The sequence below is a fragment of the Mesorhizobium sp. B2-4-2 genome (assembly GCF_006442845.1).
In the GTDB taxonomy this organism is placed as follows: domain Bacteria; phylum Pseudomonadota; class Alphaproteobacteria; order Rhizobiales; family Rhizobiaceae; genus Mesorhizobium.
Genome location: NZ_VFVM01000010.1, coordinates 40,581 through 54,340, shown reverse-complemented (window position 1 = coordinate 54,340; position 13,760 = coordinate 40,581). Strand labels below are relative to the sequence as shown.

General features: G+C 63.9%; 14 protein-coding genes. 13 read left to right on the top strand and 1 reads right to left on the bottom strand.

The features are described 5' to 3' along the window. Positions 1-30: 30 nt before the first annotated feature. The 11 genes from FJ942_RS21470 to FJ942_RS21420 all read left to right on the top strand — a co-directional run bounded on the left by FJ942_RS21470 (position 31) and on the right by FJ942_RS21420 (position 10,144). Entirely contained in the window at positions 31-900 is an 870-nt protein-coding gene (locus tag FJ942_RS21470; RefSeq protein WP_140515893.1) for an ABC transporter permease, read from the top strand. After that, positions 900-1,688 carry an ABC transporter permease gene (locus tag FJ942_RS21465; protein ID WP_140898853.1) on the top strand — a complete coding sequence of 263 codons (789 nt, stop codon included), beginning with the start codon at positions 900-902 and terminating at the stop codon, positions 1,686-1,688. The genes FJ942_RS21470 and FJ942_RS21465 overlap by 1 nt, the downstream gene beginning before the upstream one ends. Continuing rightward, on the top strand, positions 1,688-2,752 hold the full coding sequence (locus tag FJ942_RS21460; RefSeq protein WP_140499909.1) for an ABC transporter ATP-binding protein: 1,065 nt from the start codon (positions 1,688-1,690) through the stop codon (positions 2,750-2,752). The genes FJ942_RS21465 and FJ942_RS21460 overlap by 1 nt, the downstream gene beginning before the upstream one ends. Before the next feature lie 58 nt (positions 2,753-2,810). Continuing rightward, positions 2,811-4,061: an aconitase X gene (locus tag FJ942_RS21455; protein ID WP_140499907.1), complete on the top strand. Its 1,251-nt coding sequence runs from the start codon at positions 2,811-2,813 to the stop codon at positions 4,059-4,061. Beyond that, positions 4,058-4,507: a DUF126 domain-containing protein gene (locus FJ942_RS21450; protein ID WP_140499906.1), complete on the top strand. Its 450-nt coding sequence runs from the start codon at positions 4,058-4,060 to the stop codon at positions 4,505-4,507. Before FJ942_RS21455 ends, FJ942_RS21450 begins: the two co-directional genes overlap by 4 nt. 246 nt (positions 4,508-4,753) lie before the next feature. After that, positions 4,754-5,350 (top strand): thioredoxin family protein, encoded by a 597-nt coding sequence (locus FJ942_RS21445; protein ID WP_140499904.1) that lies wholly within the window; start codon positions 4,754-4,756, stop codon positions 5,348-5,350. Between the two features lie 27 nt (positions 5,351-5,377). Next, the gene (locus tag FJ942_RS21440; RefSeq protein WP_140499902.1) at positions 5,378-7,003 is read left to right on the top strand and encodes an FAD-binding protein; all 1,626 of its coding nucleotides are present in this window, start codon (positions 5,378-5,380) and stop codon (positions 7,001-7,003) included. Further along, complete coding sequence (locus FJ942_RS21435) at positions 7,000-7,326, top strand: ferredoxin family protein (RefSeq protein ID WP_140499901.1); 327 nt, start codon at positions 7,000-7,002, stop codon at positions 7,324-7,326. Before FJ942_RS21440 ends, FJ942_RS21435 begins: the two co-directional genes overlap by 4 nt. Before the next feature lie 13 nt (positions 7,327-7,339). Beyond that, positions 7,340-8,176, top strand: a complete 837-nt coding sequence (locus FJ942_RS21430; protein WP_140499899.1) for an ABC transporter ATP-binding protein — start codon at positions 7,340-7,342, stop codon at positions 8,174-8,176. 12 nt (positions 8,177-8,188) lie between these two features. Continuing rightward, positions 8,189-9,088, top strand: coding sequence for an ABC transporter permease (locus FJ942_RS21425; protein ID WP_140657754.1), 900 nt, complete (start codon positions 8,189-8,191; stop codon positions 9,086-9,088). Positions 9,089-9,124: 36 nt separating this feature from the next. Further along, positions 9,125-10,144 (top strand): aliphatic sulfonate ABC transporter substrate-binding protein, encoded by a 1,020-nt coding sequence (locus FJ942_RS21420; RefSeq protein ID WP_140499896.1) that lies wholly within the window; start codon positions 9,125-9,127, stop codon positions 10,142-10,144. A gap of 51 nt (positions 10,145-10,195) precedes the next feature. Here FJ942_RS21420 and FJ942_RS21415 read toward each other — a convergent pair whose 3' ends face one another. Beyond that, positions 10,196-11,224: a LacI family DNA-binding transcriptional regulator gene (locus tag FJ942_RS21415; RefSeq protein WP_140499894.1), complete on the bottom strand. Its 1,029-nt coding sequence runs from the start codon at positions 11,222-11,224 to the stop codon at positions 10,196-10,198. A 455-nt stretch (positions 11,225-11,679) separates the two neighbouring features. On the opposite strand from FJ942_RS21415, the gene FJ942_RS21410 reads away from it, so the two are divergent. Both FJ942_RS21410 and FJ942_RS21405 read left to right on the top strand, forming a co-directional pair. Next, positions 11,680-12,777 carry a Gfo/Idh/MocA family oxidoreductase gene (locus FJ942_RS21410; RefSeq protein ID WP_140499892.1) on the top strand — a complete coding sequence of 366 codons (1,098 nt, stop codon included), beginning with the start codon at positions 11,680-11,682 and terminating at the stop codon, positions 12,775-12,777. A gap of 42 nt (positions 12,778-12,819) precedes the next feature. Continuing rightward, a complete protein-coding gene (locus FJ942_RS21405; protein WP_140567567.1) occupies positions 12,820-13,734 on the top strand; it encodes a sugar phosphate isomerase/epimerase in 915 nt (304 codons plus the stop codon). The last annotated feature ends 26 nt before the right edge of the window (positions 13,735-13,760 follow it).

Below are 13,760 nucleotides of genomic sequence, written 5' to 3'. Positions count from 1 at the left end.
TGGTCCTTCCAATCCGGGGAGGAGGATAGCATGGCAGCAGAGGGTGCGGTCGCAGTGCGCGGCGGGCTGAGGTCGGCACTGCCGCTGCTGGCGCCCGCCTATCTCTGGCTGACGGTGGCGATCTTCCTGCCGTTGTCGGCCATGGTGTTCTTCTCGTTCATGACCGACCTGCCGCTGACGGGAAAGCCGTGGGCGTTCACGCTTGGCAACTACGCCGCCTTCTTCTCGCAAAGCCTGTACCTGACACTGCTGCTTGCCTCGCTGCGCCTCGGCCTCGAGGTGACCTTGTGGTGCATCGTCATCGGCTATCCCGCGGCTTATGTACTGGCCAAGGTGCTGAAGGGGCGCAGCCGCGAGGCGATCTTCCTGCTCGTCATCCTGCCGTTCTGGTCGAACGGGCTGGTGCGCATCTTCTCCTGGGCGATGGTTTTGCGCGAAGGCGGCATTCTCGACACCGCGCTCAACGCTGTGCTGCCGTTCAAGATCAACATCGACCTCATGTATTCCTATCCGGCGATCATCATCGGACTGGTGCACTCCTATGTGCCCTACATGGTGCTGACCTGCTATCTCACTTTGCAGGCGATCGACGATTCATTGCTCGAGGCCGGACGCTCGCTCGGCGCCTCGCGGCTGCAGGTGCTGAAGCGGGTCATTGTCCCGCTATCGATGCCGGGCCTGGTGGCGGGCGCGGCCCTCATATTTGTGCCCGTCGTCGGCTCCTTCATGGAGCCGCGGATCCTCGGCGGCCGCAGCGGTACCTTTTACGGCACGGTGATCGAGGACCAGTTCGTCGCCGTATTCAACTGGCCGCTGGGGGCCGCACTCTCCTTCATTCTGCTGGCCGTCGTGCTGATCATTCTGGCGCTGGCCGCACCGGTGCTGCGGAGGGTGGCGTGATGGCGACGACGCGTATCCTGGAGTGGCTCGGCCGCCTCTATATCGCGGTGCTGCTCGCCTTCCTGTATTTGCCCATCATTATCATGGCGCTGATGTCGTTCAACGTCTCGCCATTCTACCAGCTGCCGTTCGAGTGGACGACGGAATGGTACGCCTCGCTGTGGCAGAACGACCAGCTCATCGCCGCCACCTGGAACAGCATCGAGATCGCCGTCATCACCACGGTCATCTCGACCGTGCTCGGCTCGGCCGCGTCCCTGGCGCTCTACCGCAATGAATTCCGCGGCAAGAAATTCCTGCAGGCGCTGTTGTTCCCACCGATCGCCATTCCCTGGCTGATCACCGGCACGGCGATGCTGATCTTCTTCTTCGGCATCGGCATTGGACGCGGCCTGTTCGCCATCCTGCTCGGCCATGTCGCGCTGGCATTGCCCTATGTCATCGTCGTCGTCTCGACCCGGCTGCAAACTTTCGCACCGGAGCTGGAAGAGGCGGCGCGCTCGCTGGGGGCCAATCAGTGGCAGGTAACGAACCGGGTTACGCTGCCGTGGATCATGCCGGGTGTGATCGCGGGCGGCTTGTTTGCGTTCGCCGTGTCGTTCGACCAGTTCGTGGTGTCCTACTTCCTGGCGACGCCGGGGCAGACGACGCTGCCGGTCGAGATCTACGCCGCGATCCGCAAGGGTTTCACGCCCGAGATCAACGCGGTCTCCACCATCATAATCGTGGTGTCGATGGCGCTGATGCTGCTCACAGCGCGCTTCTTCAAATTCGGCGGAGAGAAATAATGGCGGGCGTTCAGGTATCAAACGTCTCGCGCAGCTTCGGCGCGCACAAGGCGTTGGACGACGTCTCGATCGATTTCGTCGATGGCGGCTTCTACGCGCTGCTTGGGCCATCAGGCAGCGGCAAGACCACGCTGCTCAGGCAAATCGCCGGCTTCGATTTTCCCGACAGCGGCCGCATCGCCATCGGCGGCGAGAGCGTCGAGCGGGTACCGGTCGAGAAGCGGCGCATCGGCATGGTGTTCCAGAACTACGCGCTGTTCCCCAATATGAGCGTCGCCGACAATGTCGCCTTCGGCCTGTCGGTGCGCGGCGAGGCCAAGGCGGTGATTGCCACCGAGGTGCAACGCGCGCTCGACCTCGTTCAGCTCGGCTCGCTCGGCGGTCGCAAGCCGCATCAGCTCTCCGGCGGCCAGCGCCAGCGGGTCGCGCTGGCGCGCGCCATCGTCACCAAGCCACGCGTGCTTTTGCTCGACGAGCCGCTCGGCGCGCTCGACAAGGCGCTGCGCGTCGACATGCAAATCGAGCTCAAGCGCATCCAGCGCGAGATCGGCATCACAACCATTTTCGTCACCCACGACCAGGAAGAGGCGCTGACGATGAGCGACCGCATCGGTATCTTGCGCGATGGCCGGCTGGTGCAGGAAGGGCCGCCGGAGGAGATCTACGACAGGCCGAAAAGCGAATTCGCCGCCATCTTCCTCGGGGATGCCAACATCTTTCGCGGCGATACCACCGGCAACGGCATCCGCTTGGCGGACGGCACGACGATCGCCGCCGGGGCCGGCGCCAGGCTTGCCGCCGGCGCAAAGGCAAGCTGCGCCGTGCGTCCGGAGCGTATTCGGATTGCCCTGGATGCCGGAACTTCGGGCGGCGATGCCAACATACTGAAGGGCCAGGTTTGCAAACGCATCTTCGCCGGCAACAACAGCACCTACTTTGTCGAGCGTGCCGGCCAGACGCTGAAGGTCATCGTCCAGAACACCGGCGCTGACAGGCTGGCGGAAGGTCAGCATGTCGTACTACGCTGGTCCCCGCAGAGCACGGTGTTGATCCCTGCGGGGTAGTTCACTGAACTGCTGGCGTTCCTTCGCGCCATAAGATCGAGTAGGGGCCAGAGCGGCAATGACGTTGGAATTGACTGCCGAGGACCAATCCATGCTCGACGGCGAGCAAGGGCCGTCGGCGGCCGCGGCCATGAAGATCCTCGTCGCCTTTTCCAAAGCCGTCGGAGCGGACAGCCTCCTCGACATTGCCGGCGCCCATATCGATGGCTGCCTCTACCATGGCACGGCAGGGCTCGATTTCGTCGAACGGCTGGTCGAGGGCGGCGGCCGCGTGCAGGTGCCGACGACGCTCAATGTCGGCTCATTCGATCTCATCCATCCCGGCATGGTGAAGATGCCCGCGGCGGAGGAAGCGCCGGCGCGGCGGCTGATGAAGGCGCATATCGAGCTCGGCTGCCAGGCGACCTTCACCTGCGCGCCCTACCAGACGCGGTTCCGGCCAGATTTCGGGCAGCAGATCGCCTGGGGCGAATCCAACGCCATCGTGTTTGCAAATTCGGTGATCGGCGCGCGCACCAACCGCTATGGCGATTTCATCGACCTGTGCTGCGCCATGACGGGCCGCGCGCCGGCCTGGGGCCTGCATCTGAGCGAGAACCGGCGCGGCCGCATCCTGTTCGAGCTGGACTTTGCTGAGCCAGAGCCGAGCGACGCCCTGTTCGTCGGCGTCGGACTGATCATCGGGCAACCCAGCGGCGATCGCGTTCCGGTTGTCACAGGTCTGCCACGGCCGCGCGACGAGGACCAGCTGAAGGCGCTGGGCGCGGCAGCAGCGACTACCGGCGCCGTGGCGCTGTTCCATGCGGTCGGCATCACGCCCGAAGCGGGAACGCTCGACGAGGCGTTCCATGGTCAAGCGCCGGAAGAGACGATCCGCATCACGCGCGCCGATATCGATCATGCACTGGCCAAGCTGTCGCGCGTACCCGACGGGGCGCCGCTGGCGGCCGTGTCGCTGGGCACTCCGCATTTCTCGCATGCGGAATGGATGCGCCTGCTGCCCTTGCTGCGTGCCATCGCGCCGGGCAGGGGCATCCCGATCTATGTCAACACCGGTCGCGCGACGCTGACGCGATTGCAGGAGGAGGGCGCGCTTGATGGCACACAGGCGTTCGGCCTGATCCCCGTCGCCGACACCTGCACCTATGTCACTGCGATTCTGGAACGGCTCGACGGCGTGGTGATGACCAATTCCGGCAAATGGGCGCATTACGCTCCGGGCAATATCGGCGTGACGGTTGCGTTCGCGGATATGGCGGATTGCATCCGCTCCGCCGCGGTGGGGCATGTCATGCGGGGCGCGTCATGACCGCGCCGGTGGAACCGGGCGTCGTCCAGCGATCCGGCACCTTCCAACTGGCCGGGAGTGCCGAGGGCCGGGCGTTGGTATTCTCGCAACCGCTGAGCTTCTGGGGCGGCGTTGATGCCACGACAGGCGACATAACGGATCACTCGCATCCTGGCCTCGGCCAGAACGTCGCCGGGAAAATCCTGATCATGCCGAGCGGGCGCGGCTCCTCGTCCTCATCCTCGGTGCTGGCCGAGGCAATCCGCAGGGGCACGGCTCCGGCCGGCATCCTCCTGGAACGGCCTGACCCGATCCTGGCAGTGGGCGCCATCGTCGCGGAATTTCTCTACGGGATCAGCATGCCGCTGGTGGTCTGCGACATTAACGGCATTGTTTCCGGCGAGCGGATCGCGATCGATGTCGGCGGGGATGACAGGGCAATTGTCCGCAAGGAAACCGTTTCCTGACCAAGCTCGACGCGGACGACGAAGGCAGTTGCGGCTTCGCTCCCCGCCAAATCTCATTTCTTTCAAAACGGCCTTCCGTTCGAACAAACTTTTCGCCCGGCCCGAAACATTGGCACGATATTCCAAGCGGCGCGGTTGACCGGAGGCGGGTTGTCTAGCCTATAATTCTACTAAATTCATAGACTAACTTCGTCCGGCGCTGCACGGCATGGTCCGTCTGAGCGGCAGCAAGAAGGGAGCGCATTGATGCCGAAGACAGAATCCAACTCGATCGAGCTTGGCACCAAAGCGGCCGATTTCCTGCTGCCCGACGCACAAGGCGTGCTGCACCGGCTCGGCGATTTCGATGCAAAGCCCGCCTTGCTCGTCGCCTTTATCTCCAACCGCTGCCCTTTCGTCGTGCTGATCCGCGAGCAGCTTGCCGCTTTCGCCAGGGAATATGCGGGCAAGGGGCTGCAAGTGGTGGCCATCAATGCCAACGACCATGAGGCGCATCCCGAAGAGACGCTGGCCCGCATCGGCGAGGAAGTGGAGAAATTCGGCTATTCCTTCCCCTATCTCAAGGATGCCTCGCAGCAGACGGCGAAAGCCTATGGCGCGGCCTGTACACCCGACTTCTTCCTGTTCGGCGCCGGCCGGCGGCTTGCCTATCATGGCCAGTTCGACGATGCGCGGCCGGGCAATGGCAAGGCGGTGACGGGTAACGACCTGCGCGCGGCGGTCGACGCGGTGCTGGAGGGCGGCAGGCCCGCCGCCGACCAGGTGCCGTCGATCGGCTGCAACATCAAATGGAGCGCCGGCAATGAGCCGGCGTGGTTCTCGGGCGCTGCGCGCGCTGCTTAGCGCCTCGCACTCCTTCGCAGAGCATCCATGTCCATGCCTCAAAGATCCGCGTCCGACAGGCTGCAACTCCAGACCGACGTGCTCGTGCTGGGCGGAGGCCCGTCCGCAGCCTGGGCGGCGGTCGCCGCTGCCGAAAGCGGCGCGCAGGTGGTGCTGGCCGACAAGGGCTATCTCGGCACCAGCGGCGCCACCGCGCCGTCCAATACGGGTACCTGGTGCGTACCGCCGGGCGACAACAGGCATGCGGTGGTCGAGCGACGCTGGCAGCGCACCGGCGAGCTTGCGGACCAGCGCTGGATGCTGCGCTGCGTCGACACGGCCTATCGCAACCTGCTCAGGCTTTCCGAGTGGGGCTATCCGTTCCCGAGCGAGGATGACGGCCGGCTCTACATCGCCAATCTGCGCGGGCCCGACTACATGCGCTTCATGCGCCGCCGTGTGCTTCTGGCTGGCGTTACCGTGCTCGACCATCATCCGGCGCTGGAACTCCTGTCGGATGGCGATGCCGTCGTAGGCGCGGCCGGTATCGGCCGGCAGGCCGGCCAGGACTGGCGCGTCGACGCCAACGCAGTGGTGCTGGCGACCGGCGGCTGCGCTTTCCGTGAGCGCATCCTCGGCGGGACTGGACTGACCGGCGACGGCTATCTGATGGCGGCGGAGGCCGGTGCCAGCCTGTCGGGCATGGAGTTTACCGGCAAATACACGTTGGCGCCCTTTGGGTCTTCGCTGAACAAGGGGCTGCCGTTCCGCTGGGCCTCATTCCATCGCGAGGATGGATCGCCGATCCTGGGCCCTGCCGGTGAGCCGCTGCGCAACGGCATCGGCGACCGCGAGGACGAGGTGGCGCGCGCATTGATCGGGGGACCGGTCTATGCGCGGCTCGATCAGGCGGAGCCGGCGCTGCAAGGCTGGTTGCGCCAAGGGCAGCCGAACTGCTTCGTGCCTTATGACCGCGCCGGTGTCGATCCATTCACCGAGCTGTTCCGCATCACCCTGCGCGCCGAAGGCACGGTACGCGGTACCGGCGGCATCGACATCGTCTCCGACGACTGCGCCACCGGCGTGCCCGGCCTCTATGTCGCAGGCGACGCCGCCAGCCGCGAGATCATGACCGGAGCGGTATCGGGCGGCGGCGCCGTCAATTCCTCCTGGGCGCTGGCCAGCGGCTGGTGGGCGGGCAAGGGCGCCTCGATCCATTCGAAGCGTCGCGGCGGCAGGGCGTTCCGCGACACCGTCGAACCACTCGGTCAGGCCGGCCTGCGCCCGGCGGCCTCGCCGCGTGCCGACATCGCTGCAGGCGAGGTCATCGAGGCGGTGCGCAACGAGGTGACGCCGCTCGACAAAAATTTCTTCCGCAACGGCGAGAGCTTGGAGAAAAGCCGGGGGCGGCTGGAGAGTGTCTGGCGCGACGTGCGCGACCATCTGCGGGGCGAAGGGGTGGACCGGGTCCGCGCGCGCGAGGCGGCGTCGATCGCCGCCGCGGGGCGCTGGTCGGTGGCGGCCGCGCTGCATCGGACAGAAAGCCGCGGCATGCATCGGCGCACCGATCTGCAGGGCAAGAACCCGGCCCTCGCGCATCGGCTGGTCATCACCGGCGTCGACGACTTCCGCATTGCCGGGGCGCCGGAGCGCCTGGCGGAGCTGGCGTCATGATCGAGATCGTCTCGGCCGCGCGCTGCGTCGAATGCGACATCTGCGTCAAGGTGTGCCCGACCAATGTGTTCGACGCTACCAAGGACGGCGCGCCTGTGATCGCCCGTCAGGACGACTGCCAGACCTGCTTTCTCTGTGAAATCTACTGCCCGACCGACGCGCTTTACGTGGCCGAGTTCGCCGAGGGGCCGACCGGCATCACGGAAGCGCAGGTCGAGGCACGTCAACTGTTCGGCGGCTACGCCCGCGCGCTCGGCTGGAAGCGCGGCAAGGCCGGCGGCTCTGAATTCGACCCGACGCACCGCATCCGCGTGGCGCAATAGGAAGCGACAGGACATGGACCGCATCGTCGTCAGCGATATCAAGAAGACCTTTCTGCTCAAGCCGGGGCAGTTCGTCACCGTCGACGGCGAGGAGACCGACCGCGTCACCGTGCTCGACGGCGTCGATCTTTCGATCCGCAAAGGCGAGTTCATCACTTTGGTCGGCCCGAGCGGCTCGGGCAAATCTGTGCTGCTCGACATCATCGGCGGGCTGACGCAGGCGAGCGGCGGCGATGTCCAGCTCGACGGCCGGCGCATCACCAGGCCGGATCCCAAGACCGGCTATGTCTTCCAACAATATGCGCTGTTTCCCTGGCGCACGGCGCTGGCCAACATCGAATACGCGCTGGAGGTGCGTGGCGTCGCCAAGGCCGAGCGCACGGTGACGGCGCGCCATTTGTTGTCGTTGTTCGGTCTTGCCGGTTTCGAGGACCGTTTCCCCAACCAGCTCTCCGGGGGCATGCAGCAGCGCGTGGCGATCGCCCGCGCCTTGGCGAGCAACCCGGAAGTGCTTTTGATGGATGAACCCTTCGCCGCACTCGACCAGCAGACGCGCGAGCTCCTGCAGGGCGAGTTGCTGCGGATCTGGGGCAAGATCAAGACAACAGTGATCTTCGTTACCCATTCGATCGACGAGGCAATCTTCCTCGCTGACCGCGTGGTGGTGATGACGGCGCGGCCGGGCGCGGTGAAGGAGATCATAGACATCGACCTGCCACGGCCGCGCGACGGGGACATCCGCGCCAGCGCCGGATTCAACGGATATCGCGGCCGCGTCTGGGACGCGCTGCGCGATGAGGTCAACAAGGCGCAAAAGGACTGGACGCTGTCGCCAGCCTTCAGTCATTGAGGAGGTAGAGCCATGGCTTATCTTACCGAAAAGTTCGGGCCTGACGGCGCTCTTCATCTGTTTGCCGGCGCCGGCGAGACGGCGGCCGCCGCAAGAGTCCCGGCCATCACCGCCCACAGTGCCAAGGTCCGGCGCAAAGGGACGAGCCACGGGACTTTCCTTTACGGCTTGCCGCTGCTCGGCCTGTTCTTTCTCGTGTGGGAAATCGCGCCACGGCTCGGCTGGCTGAACCGCATCTTCTTTCCGCCGCTGAGCGAGGTGCTGGTCGCTTGGTGGAACCTGCTCGCCTCGGGCGTTCTGGTCAAACATATCGGCATCAGCCTGCAGCGCGCTGCGATCGGCTTCGCTCTCGGCGTGGTGGTGGCCATTCCGCTCGGCCTGCTGATGGGGCGCTACTCGCTGTTCGAGAAGGTCTCTGACCTGCTTGTGCAGACGCTGCGCAACACCTCGCAATTCGCGCTGCTTCCGGTGTTCATCCTTTTGCTCGGCATCGGCGAGGAATCGAAGGTGGCGATCACCTTCTACTCCTCGGTCTTCTTTCTGCTGGTCAACACGATCAGCGGCGTCAAGTCGGTCGATCCGCTGCTGATCAAGGCGGCGCGCTCGATGGGTACGTCCGACTTCGACCTGTTCCGGAAGGTTATCCTGCCGGCCAGCATCCCCTCTGTTGTCGCCGGCGCAAGGCTGGCGGTGAAGTCGTCGCTGTTCGCGGTGATCGGCGCCGAGATGCTGGCGGCCAAATCCGGCCTCGGTTTCCTTATTCAGAACTCGCAGTTGATGATGGAAACGGCGGACATGTATGCCGGCATCCTGACGCTGACCGTCATCGGGCTCACCGTCAACTATTTGCTCGTCTGGTTCGAGCGCTGGGCGACCGCCTGGAAAGGCCAGTCCGAGTCCTCGCTCATCTGAGCCGTTCACTCATTCCAATCAGCAAGGATTTTCCTCATGTCCAACATTGCATTCGACGGATTTCGCCGGCTGTTCCTGAAGGGCGCCATTGCCGTCGTCATCGGCCTTGGCGGCATGCCCGCCTTCGCGCAGGACAAGCCCGAATTCATCCGCATCGGCAGCACCGCGCCGGGGCACCTCAAATTCGTCCTCGCACAGAAGGACGGCTGGTGGGAAAAGGAGTTCGCCAAGGACGGCATCAAGGTCGAACTTGTCACCTTCAATGGCGGCTCCGAGGCGACGACGGCGCTTGCGACAGGCGCCATCGAATTCACCTATACCGGCAACAATCCCGCGTTGCGCGTCGCCGCCTCCGGCGCCGATGTCAAGCTGATTGGCCTGTCGAGCTATGTGCGGTCGGGCGGCTCGTATATCGTGGTCAAATCCGACTCTCCACTGAAGACGCTGCAGGACCTCAAAGGCAAGAAGGTCGCCTATCTCACCGGTACGGTGCGGCACTCGAATTTCAGCAAGGCGCTGAACAGCGTCGGCCTGACGACCGGTGATGTCGAGGGATTGAACCTGCCTTTCGAGGCATCCGGCCCGGCACTGCTGCGCGGCGACATCGACGCCCTCGTCGAAACGGATTCGACCGCGGCCAAGCTGGTCGACACCGGCGAGGCACGGGTGCTCTTCGACACCAGCACCCATCCGGAATGGAACGTGCCGAACGTCATTTCGATCAACGGCGCCTTCGCGGCGAAATATCCCGACCTGGTCAAGCGGCTGCTGAAGGTCGACATCGAGATTTCGCGCTGGGCCGATGCCCATCCCGACGAGACGATCAAGACATTCGTCGAGGCGACCAAGTCGTCGGAGAAATCGGTACGCAAGACCTATGCGGACGGCGTCTTTCACCAGGATCCGAGGCTGACCGACGATGCGATCGAGGCGCTCAAGGGCGAAGAGAAATTCATGGCCGGTGCCGGGCTTTTGAAGGGCTCGATCGACTACGGCAAATGGATCGACAAGAGCTTTGTCGACGCGGCCGGCGCGGAAGTCGCGGCCGTCCAGTAGCGGGCGTGCTGAACGGGCAGGGGTTCCGGCGCCGCTCCATTTCAGAGAGTATCAGATTTCCGGGATGTTCTCCTTGAAGATCACCTGGAGCCTCGGCTGGTGCAATTCGTAAGGCAGTCTCCGGACCGCATGGGTCAAGGTGTTGAGCGCTTCGCGCGCTTCGACGCGCGGGTTCTGGTCGATGACCGCGTCGAGCGTGCCGTCGAGCAGAAGCTCCTTGGTGCCTTCGGTTACCTCATGGCCGAGGAAAACCATCGATATCGCACGGCCGCGCTCCTTGAGCGCGCGGGCAATGCCGGTGTTGCCCGCGCCGACATTGTAGATCGCGGCCAGGTCGGGGTGCCGCTCCAGAAGGGCTGATGCCTCCGAATAGGCCTTTTCGCGGTCGTCAAGCATCTCGCGCATTTCGACAATCTCCAGATTGGGCGATTCCTCGGCCAATATGTGCCGGAATCCCATCTCGCGTTCCTCATGGCCGCGATAGGAGAGCGAGCCGGCGAACAGCGCCACCTTGCCAGGACGTTCCGACCCCATGAAACGGTTGAGCAGATAGCCGGCCAGGCGCCCGGCGGCGCGGTTGTCGATGCCGATATACGCGACCCTTGGCACATGCAGGATGTCGGAGGCGATGGTCACCACCTTGACGTCGTTGGCCGACAGCGAGCGGATCGCCTCGCGCACCGTCGGATGGTCGAGCGCGATGACGCCGACGCCCTGAGTCTGGCCGCGCAGATCCTGCAAAAGGCGTGCGAGCCGGTCGGGATTGAAGCCCTCTATGGTGGCGATGTGGACATCGAGATCCGGCCGCGCCAAGGCTTGGGCTTCGATGTGGCGATGCAGCATCTTGATGAAGGAATTGGTGCCGGCCGGCAGCGCGAAGTCGAGCCGGATGACATCGCCGGGCAAGGGCTTGAGAGGCGCCCCGTTCGCGCCTTCGGCGATGTAGCCAAGACGCCGCGCCATTTCGAGCACGATTTCGCGCGTGCGCGCCCGCACACCCGGACGGTTGTTGAGAACACGGTCGACGGTGGCGGCGGAAACGCCGGCTTCCCGGGCTATGTCAGTCAGGGTGGAACGCACCGTCTTTCATCTCCTCAATGCATCAGGATCACGCAATGCCGACCGCCGGCCGGGTGGCGACTGCTCTTCGCCATCCGCGATTCTGATGGGAAATGATGTATCCGGCCTTGGCCGATGCGCAAGCAGCCAGGCTAAATCAGATCGCCCGGCAGGATCGCGTCGGCATGGGAAAATAGATTTCCCATCAAATCGAGGCATCATGAGCACTAGATGGATCTCCGTATGATGCATTTCCCTGCCTCGTTGCGATGTTATGAGGTGTTTTGATTATTTATGATGTTGACAGTCTTCCCGTACTGCCGTCAATGTCCCTCATGGCTGTGGAGGAAACATTGGCCCTGAGGGAGGAATTCCAATGCCTGATCCGATCCGCATGCCGCGGCTCCGGTTGCTAGCATCTGGAAGCGCGTTGGCGAGATGACGACGGCCGCGAAGACAGATTCTGGGAGGAAGAGATGGCAGGCAAAGGCTTCGAGCCGGACGTGAAGGTTCGCACCAGGGAATTCAAGATCGGCTGCGTCGGCGCCGGCATGATCATGGCCGAATGCCATCTCGCGGCCTATAAGGAAGCAGGCTTTCCTGTCGTGGCGATCGCTTCGCGCACAAGGGCGAATGCGCAGAAGGTCGCCACGCGCTGGGGCATTCCGACCGTCCACGACACGCCGGAACGACTGATCGAGGATCCGCAAGTCGAGATCATCGACCTGGCTTTCCCACCGGACCAGCAGCCGGCGCTGATCCGCCACGCGCTGGAGCAGAAGCACATCAAGGCGATCCTGGCGCAGAAGCCGCTGGCGCTGTCGGTCGAGGAAGCGGTGAAGCTGCGCGACGAGGCGGCGAAGGCTGGCAAGATCCTCTCGGTCAACCAGAACATGCGCTACGACCAGTCGATGCGCGTGCTGAAGCAGATCATCGACAGCGGCGCGCTCGGCGACGTCGTCTTCGCGCAGATCGACATGCATGCGATCCCGCACTGGCAAGGCTTCCTCGAGGAGTACGACCGGCTGACGCTTGCCAATATGAGCGTGCATCATCTCGACGTGCTGCGTTTCCTGTTCGGCGATCCCGATGAGATCACCACGCTGACGCGCAAGGATCCGCGCACGACTTTCGAACACACCGACGGCATCACCGTCTCGACGCTGCGCTTCCCGTCCGGCGTGCTTGCCGTGTCGCTCGAGGATGTCTGGTCCGGCCCACGCCAGGAAGGCTACAAGGACGACCAGCACATCAACTGGCGCGTCGACGGCACCAAGGGCGTCGCCAAGGGCACGATCGGCTGGCCGACCGGTGCGGCCTCCACGCTCACCTATGCCTCGGCCGAGACGACGGATGGCGAGTGGGTGAGCCCAAGCTGGGACACGATGTGGTTCCCGCATGCTTTCATCGGCGTGATGGAACAACTCCAGCACGCGGTGAAGACAGGCACGCCACCGGCGCTTTCCGTCGCCGACAACGTCAAGACCATGGCGCTGGTAGAGGCGGGTTACCGCTCGATCGCTTCGGGCCGCACGGTCAAGCTTTCCGAAATCTCGACAAACCCGATCAATTGAAATCACTGGTAACTGAATCGCTTACAGGGAGGAATTCACACCATGATGCAGGCAGGTATTTTCACGGGCTATTTCCCGTACGGCCTCGAAGAGACGGCGAAGAAGATCCGCGGGCTCGGTTTCAACACGGTGCAGCTCGATCTGCATTTCAGGGATATCGACCTGTCGGCCGGGCAGATCACCAAAGACAAGGCCAAGACCGTGCGCGATGTCTTCCGCGACCACAACCTGCCGGTCTGCTGCGTGTCGGGCTACACCAACATCATCCATCCCGACAAGGCAGAGCGCGACAAGCGCGTCGGCTACCTCAAGGAAATCATCCGCAACGCCCGCCATTTCGGCTCGCCCTACGTGATCTCGGAAACCGGCACCTACAACACCGAATCCGACTGGGTGCACCACCCCAAGAACAAGACCGAGGAGGGGTTCGAGGAATGCCGCAAGGTGATCGCTGATCTTGCGCAAACCGCCTATGACCATGGCGCGGTCTTCCTGCTCGAAACCTATGTCAACAACGTCGTCGGCTCGGTCGAGGAAACGGTCAAGATGTTCGCGCAGGTCGACCATCCCGGCCTGGGCCTCTTGATGGACCCGACCAACTACTTCGAGACGCACAACATCGACAGGATGGACCAGATCCTGAACCAGGTGTTCGACACGTTGACGGACAAAATCAAGATAGCGCATGCCAAGGACGTCAAGCGCTCGGGCAGCGACAAGTCGGAAAAGCACGCCGACATCGGCGATGAGGATGCCATGGAAAGCCACACCTTCCGCGGCGTCGGCGAGATCGAACTGCCGGCGCCCGGCCTCGGCTCGCTCAACTACGACCTTTATCTTCAGCGGCTTGCCGAGAAGCACCCGAACATTCCGGTCATCATCGAGCACCTGTCGGAAGACGACGTGCCGCGCGCCAAGACATTCCTCGACGGGAAGTTCCGCGCCAACGGCCTGTGACGGCCGGCCGCGCCGCCTGTGCATGG

What these genes read in the sequence shown, in the direction of transcription:
- FJ942_RS21470 (WP_140515893.1), top strand. Translation starts at nt 31, where the DNA reads ATGGCAGCAGAGGGTGCGGTCGCAGTGCGCGGCGGGCTGAGGTCGGCA.
- FJ942_RS21465 (WP_140898853.1), top strand. Translation starts at nt 900, where the DNA reads ATGGCGACGACGCGTATCCTGGAGTGGCTCGGCCGCCTCTATATCGCG.
- FJ942_RS21460 (WP_140499909.1), top strand. Translation starts at nt 1,688, where the DNA reads ATGGCGGGCGTTCAGGTATCAAACGTCTCGCGCAGCTTCGGCGCGCAC.
- FJ942_RS21455 (WP_140499907.1), top strand. Translation starts at nt 2,811, where the DNA reads ATGACGTTGGAATTGACTGCCGAGGACCAATCCATGCTCGACGGCGAG.
- FJ942_RS21450 (WP_140499906.1), top strand. Translation starts at nt 4,058, where the DNA reads ATGACCGCGCCGGTGGAACCGGGCGTCGTCCAGCGATCCGGCACCTTC.
- FJ942_RS21445 (WP_140499904.1), top strand. Translation starts at nt 4,754, where the DNA reads ATGCCGAAGACAGAATCCAACTCGATCGAGCTTGGCACCAAAGCGGCC.
- FJ942_RS21440 (WP_140499902.1), top strand. Translation starts at nt 5,378, where the DNA reads ATGTCCATGCCTCAAAGATCCGCGTCCGACAGGCTGCAACTCCAGACC.
- FJ942_RS21435 (WP_140499901.1), top strand. Translation starts at nt 7,000, where the DNA reads ATGATCGAGATCGTCTCGGCCGCGCGCTGCGTCGAATGCGACATCTGC.
- FJ942_RS21430 (WP_140499899.1), top strand. Translation starts at nt 7,340, where the DNA reads ATGGACCGCATCGTCGTCAGCGATATCAAGAAGACCTTTCTGCTCAAG.
- FJ942_RS21425 (WP_140657754.1), top strand. Translation starts at nt 8,189, where the DNA reads ATGGCTTATCTTACCGAAAAGTTCGGGCCTGACGGCGCTCTTCATCTG.
- FJ942_RS21420 (WP_140499896.1), top strand. Translation starts at nt 9,125, where the DNA reads ATGTCCAACATTGCATTCGACGGATTTCGCCGGCTGTTCCTGAAGGGC.
- FJ942_RS21410 (WP_140499892.1), top strand. Translation starts at nt 11,680, where the DNA reads ATGGCAGGCAAAGGCTTCGAGCCGGACGTGAAGGTTCGCACCAGGGAA.
- FJ942_RS21405 (WP_140567567.1), top strand. Translation starts at nt 12,820, where the DNA reads ATGATGCAGGCAGGTATTTTCACGGGCTATTTCCCGTACGGCCTCGAA.